The organism is Seonamhaeicola marinus (assembly GCF_008085455.1).
In genome coordinates this window covers 1-247 of record NZ_VSDQ01000008.1, presented here as the reverse complement: position 1 = coordinate 247, position 247 = coordinate 1, and the positions used below count along the sequence as shown (strand labels likewise).

Sequence of the window (247 nt, the reverse complement as noted above, 5' to 3'; positions counted from 1 at the left end):
CAATAATTTCATCGCCACTTTTTAAGCCTGAAAGCACTTCAATGTTATCACCTTGTGTTTTACCAGTTTTAATTATTACCCGTTTGGCTTTTGCCATAGCGTCTTTTTTATTAGAAATAATATATACATATTGTTCGCCTTCAGCATTTTCAGAAATGATACTTTGTTTAATTAAAATGGCATTTTCGCTTGTGTAATCATTTACCTTTAGTTTTGCAGTTAGGTTAGGTTTTATGTTGTTGTTTTT

1 pseudogene is annotated in these 247 nt (G+C 30.4%); it reads right to left on the bottom strand.

Annotated elements, in window-relative coordinates:
• Nucleotides 1-247 (bottom strand): annotated as a pseudogene (locus tag FUA24_RS00085) (efflux RND transporter periplasmic adaptor subunit); the annotation flags it as partial.